The sequence below is a fragment of the Kitasatospora sp. CB01950 genome (assembly GCF_001905465.1).
GTDB lineage: Bacteria > Actinomycetota > Actinomycetes > Streptomycetales > Streptomycetaceae > Kitasatospora.
In genome coordinates this window covers 773,619-782,828 of record NZ_LISX01000001.1, presented here as the reverse complement: position 1 = coordinate 782,828, position 9,210 = coordinate 773,619, and the positions used below count along the sequence as shown (strand labels likewise).

Here is a 9,210-nt window from a genome sequence, read left to right as displayed (position 1 = left end):
CATCGCCTCCGGGCCCGTTCGCGTACCGCCGCCTGCTACTTCCAGGTGAGCCTGTTGCGCTCGAACTCCCGCTTCAGCTGGTCCTGGAGGGCCGGGACCAGGGTCTTCACGTAGGTCGCGGTGATGTGCGAGCCGTCGCGGTAGACCAGGGCCGAGCCGATCACCGCCGGGCACTTGCCGCCCGGGCAGATCATCGGGTTGAGGTCGATGACGCCCAGGTTGAGCTTCTTGGCCAGTTCGGTCTGCAGGTCCGCGGTCTCGTAGTTCGAGTCGAACGCGCACTTGGAGAGCTTCGACCTGTTCTTGGCCACGCACTCGTAGACCGGCGAGGGCACGCCGTTGACGTTGTTCAGCACCACCGTCACCGGGATGCCGGCCTTCTGCAGCGTGGTCCAGTGGCGCTCCAGGCCGTCCCGCATCGGCGGGATCTCGCCCTCGCCGGCGCCCGCCGGGTCGGACAGCGCGCGGGCCGAGTTCTGCGAGGTCAGCACCATCGCCGGGTGCAGCTCCAGAATCTTGGCCATCGCGTTCTTGTTCCAGTCCGCGCAGCTCTTGTACGCGCGGTCGTTCAGCACCGTGACGCTGTCGGAGAACGCGCAGCTGGACTTGGTCACGGTGACGATGTGGATGCCGTGTTCCTTGCCGATGGCGTCGAGGGCCGGCTCCCACTGCAGCATCTTCGAGTCGCCGGCCATCACGACCACCGTCGGGGCCGAGGTGTCGCCGAAGTCGCAGCTCGCCACGTTGGGGGTGTCCTGGTTGGCCTGGCACTTCTTCGGATAGGCCTCCGGGATGTCCGCGAGCGCCTTCAGCGGGTCGGGCCGGACGGTCGGGTACCGGTTGGTCTTCCACAGGTCGCCCTGCTGCTGGGAGTTCATCCCGTTCAGCATCGCGGCGCCGGCCACCGGGCCGCCCTTGTCGTCGGAGCCCGCGCCGATGAAGGCCAGCAGCACGCCGCAGGCGACGGCGACCGCGGTGAACGGCAGACCGACCGCCCAGGCCGCCTTGAACGGCCGGGCGAACGCCGTGGAGAACCGGATCGGGTTCTCGACCAGCTTGTGCGACAGCCACGCCGGGAGGACGGACACCGCCACCGCGGCGACGCCGACCTTCGTCCCGGTGCCCCACTCGGCCTGCGCGGCGACCAGCAGCGGCCAGTGCCACAGGTACAGCGAGTAGCTGATCCCGCCGACCCACACCAGCGGCTTGAGGGCCAGCAGCCGCCCGGCGCCGGCCGGACCGCCGACCCCGCCGGCCAGCACGGCGGCCGCGCCCAGCGTCGGCAGCAGCGCCCAGTACCCGGGCCAGGCGAAGGTGCCGTCGATGAAGTACCCGCCGCCCAGGATCATCAGCACGCCGAGCGTGCTGATCACCGCGCGGGTGCCGCCCAGGAACACGTCCAGGTGCGGCAGGGCCAGCGCGACGATCGCGCCGACGGCCAGCTCCCAGAAGCGGGTCGGGGTGACGAAGAACGCCGCCTCCGGCGAGTTCGCGGTGTGGACCACCGAGTAGAACAGCGAGACCGCCGCCACCAGCGAGATCACGACGGCCAGCAGCCGGGGCAGCGCGACCCGGATCTTCGGGGCGATCCACAGCGCCAGCACGATCAGCACCGGCCAGACCAGGTAGAACTGCTCCTCCACCGCCAGCGACCAGAAGTGCTGGACGGGCGAGGGCATGACGTCCGCGGCCAGATAGTCGACCGAACGGTCCGCCAGCCGCCAGTTCACGAAGTACAGCGCCGCGGCCAGGATGTCGCCGCCGAAGACGGAGCGCTGCGTGATCGGCAGGAAGACGTAGGTGAGCCCCGCCGCCGCCAGCAGGGTGAGGCAGGCGGCGGGCAGCAGCCGCTTCGCCCGGCGGGCGTAGAACCCGGCCAGCGAGAGGCGCCCGTTCTTGTTTATCTCGTGCACCAGCAGCGAGGTGATGAGGAATCCGGAGATGACGAAGAAAACGTCGACTCCGACAAAACCGCCCGGCAGCAGCTTCGGCGCCGCGTGGAAAGCCAGCACCAGGAGAACCGCAATGGCCCGCAGACCCTCGATGTCCGGGCGGAACGCGCTGCTCCCGCGTTCCTTGCGCCTGGACGCTCTTCGCCCCCCGCCCGGGGCCGGTGCCTCCCGTGTCGCCGTCGCGAGGTCCCCACGGCCGGGCTGGTGGTGACTGCTCATGAACCCTCTTTCTTTCCCCCGGTTCTCGAACGAAGCACTTCGCCGAGCCGCCGAAAGCACTCCACTGACGACCGATTGGGTCCAGATCATATGGGTGCGCCGTGCACGATGCGTATCCCGGCCCCAGCACGACCCGTCAGCGCATCGGCCCCGGAACCAGTTGGAGCGAGGACAGGCCCTGGCGGAAGGCCTGCTGCGCGTCCGCCGAGGTGGTGAACCGCCAGTCGTAGCGGGAGCCGTCGGTGTCGGAGAACTGGAACCAGACGAACCCGATGACCCGCGGGTGCGCCGACACCCAGGAGAAGAAGTCCTTGATCAGCGTCGCCTTGACGCCCGACGGCCGCACCCCGGCCTCGCCGATGAACAGCGGCTTGTCCGACAGCGCCGTCAACTCCCGGTAGGTGGGGCCCAGCAGCTGTTCGGCGGTGGTCTCGCCGCCCGTGCTGTACGCCTCCGTCCCGATCCAGTCGACGTAGTCGTCACCCGGGAAGTAGCGCGACAGCGGGGACTTGTCGGGGCTCTGCAGGTCCGGGCACCAGAACCAGATCACATTGGTGACCTCCTGCCACTCGAACACGTCGTGGACGTGCCGCCAGGCCGCGATGTAGTCGCCCCGCCGATTGCCGTTGCGGTCCTCCGACCAGGTGTACCAGGGCTCGTTCATCTCGTGCGCGAAGCGAAGCACCACCGGGCGGCCGGTCTTCTTCACGGCCTTGGCGAAGCGCTTGATGTAGTCGTCGAGCTCCCCCGAGGCGATCTTCCGCAACGCGAACTGCGGCTGGTCGACCGCCTTGTCACCGCCGGCCCACGGCTCCCAGGTGAGCAGCGGCACCCCGCCGAGCCGGTACGCCTCGTCGAACGCGGCCTGGTCGAACTCCTGGTTCCACTTCAGGAAGTACTCCTGGACGGTCGGCCGCACCCCCACCGTCTGCGCCAGGTCCGCGGCCTCTTCGGCATCCGGCGCGCTCGGCGTGGCTATCCCGAACAACTTCCCCTGCGGGCTGAGCAGTTGATCCCGCCGAGCCCGGGTGCCGGGCTGCTCCGACGGCACGTCGGAGGACTCCTGGGACGGCGTGCCCGCGCTGCCCGGGCCGGTCGGGTCGGCGGACGCGGTGGTCGACGCGGACGCCCCGCCCGGCGAGCCGTTGTTCAGCAGCAGCGCGGTGCAGCCCAGCACCAGGACGACCGCCAGGGCCACCCGGCCCAGCGGCGGGAAGTTCCGCCACAGCCGGGCTATCAGAAACGCATGCAGCCGCGCCGGCCACGGCCGGTGCGGCAGCATGCGGTCACTCCCCGGACGGCTACCCGGCATTCGTCAGGGCGGCCTGGCCACGGGCCTTCAGGTCGTCCAACGCCTGCTTCGACACACCCGCCGCGGCCGACTTGGTCGCGGGAGTGCCGTCGGTCACCGGGGTCATGTCGGCGTTGCCCGCCGTGGTGAAGACCATGTACCGGCCGAAGGCCTTGTTCGAGAACGAGCACTGGCTCAGGTCCGGGCAGAACCGCGGACCCTTGTCGGACCGCAGCGGCTTGATGTTGCCGACCACCTTGGCCTGCGCCGTGTCGGCCGCGTTCTTCGAGTCGAACACCACGACGCCGACCGTCACCGCCGCCTTGTCGGACTGGTAGGTCGCCAGGTAGATGTCCTTGCAGTTCTGCGCTTCCAGCACCTTGCCCAGGCCGTTGACGGTGCCGGACGCGCACTGGTCGCCGTGCTCGGTCGCGACCTTGGTCAGCACCTGGCCGTCGACGGTCAGGGTGTTGTTCGGGAACAGCGAGTCCAGCGAGATCGGCGCCTTGTCGGTGGAGCCCTTGCTGAGCGCGCCCTCGGCCGTCGTCGGCTTCCCGCCGTTGGCCGAGGAGGAGCTCGACGCCGACGGCGACGCCGACCCCGAGGTGCTCGCGGACGGGCCGGCCACGATCGGGTCGGCCGGCTTGTCCTGCGAAGTGAGCAGCACCGCGCCGGCGACGATGCCGCCGACCACCAGCAGGCCGCCCACCGCGCTGAGCACCACCATGTTGCGCTTGCGCTTGCGCCGCTCGTCATCGTGCTGGCTGGCCATCGCCGACCAGTCCGGCGCCTCCGCGTCACCCTGGAACGTCGAGGCGCCGTAGCGGCCTTCGTACGGCTGCTGGCCGGGCATCTGGTGGCCCTGGCCGTACGCCTGCGGCGACGGCGGCGGGTAGGCGTACCCGCCGCCCTGCGGCGGCGGGTAGCCCGGCCCCGGCTGCTGCGGGTAACCCGGCGGCGGCGCCTGCTGCGGGTAACCCGGCGGCGGCGCCTGCTGCGGCTGCGGGTAACCGGGCGGCGGCGCCTGCTGCGGGTAGCCGTACGCGGGCTGCGGCGCGCCCTGCGCTCCCGGCATGCCCTGCTGCGGCGGGACCCCCGGCCCCGATGCCGGCGGCTGCGGCTGCTGCTGGTCCTCGGACATCAACGCCCCCTCCACGCTTCGATCACAGTCCCGCATGCTATCGGTAGTGCTCCGTGCCTCGACAGCCTGTCCGGGGCACGGGTAAAGCGTTGTTGATCCGACATCAAAGCCGGAGCCGACGAACCGTCAGCCCAGGTGCAGGCGAACCGATTCGGCAAGGCGCTCGCAGACCTCCTGGGCCTGCTCGTGGCCGACCGCCTCGACCATCACCCTGACCAGCGGCTCGGTGCCCGACTTGCGCAGCAGCACCCGCCCGGTGGTGCCGAGTTCGGCCTCCGCCCCGGCGACCGCGGCCTGCAGTTCGGCGCAGGACTCGACCCGGTCCTTGTCGACGCCCTTGACGTTGATCAGCACCTGCGGCAGCCGGGTCATCACGGTGGCGAGGTCTGCCAGCGGCTGCTTGGTGGCGGCCAGCCGGGCGCCGAGCATCAGACCGGTCAGGGTGCCGTCGCCGGTGGTGGCGTGGTCGAGCAGGATCACGTGGCCGGACTGCTCGCCGCCGAGCGCGAAGCCGTGCTGCTTCATCTCCTCCAGCACGTACCGGTCGCCGACCGCGGTCTGCACCAGCTCGATGCCCTCGCGCTCCATCGCCAGCTTGAAGCCCAGGTTCGACATCACGGTCGCCACCGCGGTGTTGCGGCGCAGCGTGCCCGCTTCCTTCATGGCCACCGCGAGGATCGCCAGGATCTGGTCGCCGTCGACCTCGTTGCCCTCGGCGTCGGCGGCCAGGCAGCGGTCCGCGTCGCCGTCCAGGGCGATGCCCAGGTCGGCCTTGTGCTCCTGCATCGCGACGCGCAGCTTGTCCAGGTGGGTGGAGCCGACGCCGTCGTTGATGTTCAGGCCGGTCGGCTCGGTGCCCAGGGTGTACACCACCTCGGCGCCGGCCCGGGCGAACGCCTCCGGGGCGACCCGGGCGGCCGCGCCGTGCGCGCCGTCGATGACGACCTTCACGCCGTCCAGCCGGTTCGGCAGCACCGCGACCAGGTGCGCCACGTACCGGTCGAAGCCCTCGTTGTAGCTGCGGACCCGGCCCACCGCGGCGCCGGTCGGCCGCGCCCAGGTCTCGTCGCCGACGCCGTAGCGGCGGTAGTGCGCCTCGATCGCGTCCTCGATCGCGTCGTCCAGCTTGTGGCCGCCGCGGGCGAGGAACTTGATGCCGTTGTCCGGCATCGCGTTGTGGCTGGCGGACAGCATCACGCCGAAGTCCGCGCCGAGCGCGCCGGTCAGGTACGCCACCGCCGGGGTGGGCAGCACGCCGACCCGCAGCACGTCCACGCCGGCGCTGGCCAGGCCGGCGATCACCGCGGCCTCCAGGAACTCTCCGGACGCGCGGGGGTCACGGCCGACCACGGCGACCGGCCGGTGCCCCTCGAACGCGTTCGCGTCCCCGAGCACATGGGCGGCGGCCACTGACAGGCCGAGCGCCAGTTCCGCAGTGAGGCCCACATTGGCCACCCCGCGCACCCCGTCCGTACCGAAGAGTCGTGCCATGTTCGCGTTCGTCCCGTCCTGTCAGCGCCTGTCGGCTCGGTTGGTACCAGCCCCCGCGGACCCCGCACGAGTCCGGGAGGCACAACGCCCCGGAGCACGAAGTGTGCTCCGGGGCGAGGATCGCATGCAGGGTGCGATTAGCGCTTGCTGTACTGCGGCGCCTTGCGGGCCTTCTTCAGACCGGCCTTCTTGCGCTCGACGGCGCGGGCGTCACGGGTCAGGAAGCCGGCCTTCTTCAGCGGGCCGCGGTTGTTGTCCACGTCCGCCTCGTTCAGCGCACGGGCAACGCCGAGGCGCAGCGCGTAGGCCTGACCGGAGACGCCGCCACCCGAGATGCGGGCGATGACGTCGTAACGGCCGTCCAGCTCCAGGAGCTTGAAGGGCTCGTTCACGGTCTGCTGGTGCACCTTGTTGGGGAAGTAGTTCTCCAGGGTGCGACCGTTGATCTTCCACACGCCGGTGCCGGGGACGATGCGCACGCGGGCGATCGCCTCCTTGCGGCGGCCGAGGCCGGCGCCGGGGACGGCTTCGCCGAAGCGGCCGGCCAGCGACTCGGTGGTGTACTCGGACTCGGAGGTGTACTCGTCGACGTTCTCGTCGTCGAATTCGACCTCGAGGGTGCTCTCGATGGCAGTCTCGGCCACGGTGTTCCTCAGCTCTTCTACGTCAGTTGGGGTGTGGGTGGCCGGAATTACTGCGCGACCTGGGAGATCTCGAACGGCACCGGCTGCTGCGCAGCGTGCGGGTGCTGGTCGCCCGAGTAGACCTTCAGCTTCGAGAGCATCTGGCGGCCGAGGGTGTTCTTCGGGACCATGCCCTTGATGGCCTTCTCGACGGCCTTCTCCGGGTTGTTCGCCAGCAGGTCGTCGTAACGGACCGAGCGGAGACCGCCCGGGAAGCCGCTGTGACGGTAGGCGAGCTTCTGGGTCTTCTTGTTGCCCGAGAGGTGCACCTTGTCGGCGTTGATGATGATGACGAAGTCACCAGTGTCAACGTGCGGCGCGTAGATCGCCTTGTGCTTGCCCCGCAGGAGGTTGGCGGCCTGGGAGGCCAGGCGGCCGAGCACGACGTCGGTCGCGTCGATGACGTGCCACTGACGCTGGACGTCGCCGGGCTTGGGGCTGTACGTACGCACGGTCGTAGCCTTCGCTTTTCAGTGAGTGGGTCCTGACAGGAGCACACAGACCTGGGGCCTCCAGCCGACCGTCCCGGACGCAATTCGGGCGTTGGCCGCTGGAGTTCGGCCTGTGGTGTCTCCGGCGTACCGACCTCTCACGTGAGATAGAGCGAGCCAATACGCACAACAGCAGCCAACAATACCGGGCCGGGGGCGCTGACTCCAAACCGGCCCGGCGAGCTCAGCGGTCGCGGGCCACCCGGGCCTCGTCCCAGACCGGCTCCGGCGACTCGTACACCCGGCCGTCCGAGCCGAACACCAGGAAGCGGTCGAAGGTCCGCGCGAACCAGCGGTCGTGCGTCACGCACAGCACCGTGCCGTCGAACGCCTCCAGGCCCTGCTGCAGCGCCTCCGCGCTCTCCAGGTCCAGGTTGTCGGTCGGCTCGTCCAGCAGCAGCGCCGTCACACCGGACAGCTCCAGCTTGAGGATCATCAGCCGGGCCTGCTGCCCGCCGGACAGCGACTCGAACTTCTGCTCCTCCTGCCGGTCCAGCTCGTACCGGCGCAGCGCCGACATCGCGGCGCCCCGGGACAGCGCGTGCTCCTCCTCGACGATCGACCGCACCGTCCGGCCCAGCAGCTCCGGATGGGCGTGGGTCTGCCGGAAGTGCCCCGGCACCACCCGGGCGCCGAGCTTCCACGTGCCGCCGTGCTGCACCGACTCGTCGCCGGCCAGCAGCCGCAGGAAGTGCGACTTGCCGGAGCCGTTCGAGCCCAGCACCCCGACCCGCTCGCCGTAGAAGACCTCCAGGTCGAACGGCTTCATCAGGCCCTTGAGCTCCAGGCCCTGCATGGTGAACGCCCGCACGCCGGTACGCCCGCCCTTCAGCCGCATGCTGATCGACTGCTCGCGCGGCGGGGCCTCCGGCGGGCCGGCGTCCTCGAACTTCTTCAGCCTGGTCTGCGCGGCCGCGTACCGGGACGCCATCTCGTGGCTGACCGCCGCCGCCTGCCGCAGCGTGAGCACCAGCTTCTTCAGCTTGGCGTGCTCCTCGTCCCAGCGACGGCGCAGCTCCTCGAAGCGCTCGAAGCGGGCCTTGCGCGCCTCGTGGAAGGTGTCGAAGCCGCCACCGTGCACCCAGACGCTGGAGCCGGCCGCGCCGGACTCCACCGCGATGATCTTCTCGGCGGTACGGGAGAGCAGCTCACGGTCGTGCGAGATGTACAGCACCGTCTTGCCGGTGGCCCGGATGGCCTCCTCCAGCCAGCGCTTGCCCGGCACGTCCAGGTAGTTGTCCGGCTCGTCCAGCAGCAGCACCTCGTCCGGACCGCGCAGCAGCGCCTCCAGCACCAGCCGCTTCTGCTCGCCGCCGGACAGCGTGTTCAGGCCCCGCCACTGCGCCCGCTCGAACGGCATGCCGAGCGCCGCCGTCGTGCAGACGTCCCAGTCGGCCTCGTACTCGTAGCCGCCGGCGTCCGCCCAGTCGGAGAGCGCCTGCGCGTACGCCATCTGCGACTTCTCGTCGTCCTGCGCGATCATCGCCAGCTCGGCGGCGTCCACCGTGCGCGCGGCGTCGGCGATCCGCTTCGGCGCGACGGAGACCAGCAGGTCCCGTACCGAGGCGTCGGCGGCCAGCGCGCCCGGGGTGCCCTTCGCGTCCTCCCGGCCCGTGGTGCCGACGAACTGGCGCATCACGCCCAGCCCGCCGCTCACCGTCACCGAACCGCCGTGCGGCTGCACGTCCCCCGCGATCATGCGCAGCAGCGTGGTCTTCCCCGCGCCGTTCGCGCCGACCAGCGCGACGGCCGCGCCCTCACCGACGCGGAAGGACGCGTCGTCGAACAGCACCCGCCCGTCCGGCAGGTAGTACTCCAGGTGCGAGATCTCGACATGTCCCATGCTTCTGGATTGTGCCAAGGGCTCGCCGACCGACAAAACGGATTACCCTCCGCCCCCGCCCACCCGCCCGAGCACCCCCGGCGAACCGGCGGGAGGCCC

Annotated in this window: 7 protein-coding genes; all 7 read right to left on the bottom strand. The window is 70.6% G+C overall.

Annotated elements, in window-relative coordinates; translation table 11 throughout:
- Positions 1 to 35: 35 nt before the first annotated feature.
- Entirely contained in the window at positions 36 to 2,171 is a 2,136-nt protein-coding gene (locus AMK19_RS03710) for an acyltransferase family protein (RefSeq protein WP_274536947.1), read from the bottom strand.
- Between the two features lie 136 nt (positions 2,172 to 2,307).
- On the bottom strand, positions 2,308 to 3,453 hold the full coding sequence (locus tag AMK19_RS03705; RefSeq protein WP_073807958.1) for a glycoside hydrolase family 26 protein: 1,146 nt from the start codon (positions 3,451 to 3,453) through the stop codon (positions 2,308 to 2,310).
- Positions 3,454 to 3,472: 19 nt separating this feature from the next.
- On the bottom strand, positions 3,473 to 4,603 hold the full coding sequence (locus AMK19_RS03700; RefSeq protein WP_073807956.1) for a hypothetical protein: 1,131 nt from the start codon (positions 4,601 to 4,603) through the stop codon (positions 3,473 to 3,475).
- 126 nt (positions 4,604 to 4,729) lie between these two features.
- The gene (glmM, locus tag AMK19_RS03695; protein ID WP_073807955.1) at positions 4,730 to 6,094 is read right to left on the bottom strand and encodes a phosphoglucosamine mutase; all 1,365 of its coding nucleotides are present in this window, start codon (positions 6,092 to 6,094) and stop codon (positions 4,730 to 4,732) included.
- Between the two features lie 137 nt (positions 6,095 to 6,231).
- A complete protein-coding gene (gene rpsI, locus AMK19_RS03690) occupies positions 6,232 to 6,738 on the bottom strand; it encodes a 30S ribosomal protein S9 (RefSeq protein WP_073807953.1) in 507 nt (168 codons plus the stop codon).
- A gap of 47 nt (positions 6,739 to 6,785) precedes the next feature.
- On the bottom strand, positions 6,786 to 7,229 hold the full coding sequence (rplM, locus tag AMK19_RS03685; protein ID WP_073807951.1) for a 50S ribosomal protein L13: 444 nt from the start codon (positions 7,227 to 7,229) through the stop codon (positions 6,786 to 6,788).
- 223 nt (positions 7,230 to 7,452) lie between these two features.
- Positions 7,453 to 9,111: an ABC-F family ATP-binding cassette domain-containing protein gene (locus AMK19_RS03680; RefSeq protein ID WP_073807950.1), complete on the bottom strand. Its 1,659-nt coding sequence runs from the start codon at positions 9,109 to 9,111 to the stop codon at positions 7,453 to 7,455.
- Between the last annotated feature and the right edge of the window lie 99 nt (positions 9,112 to 9,210).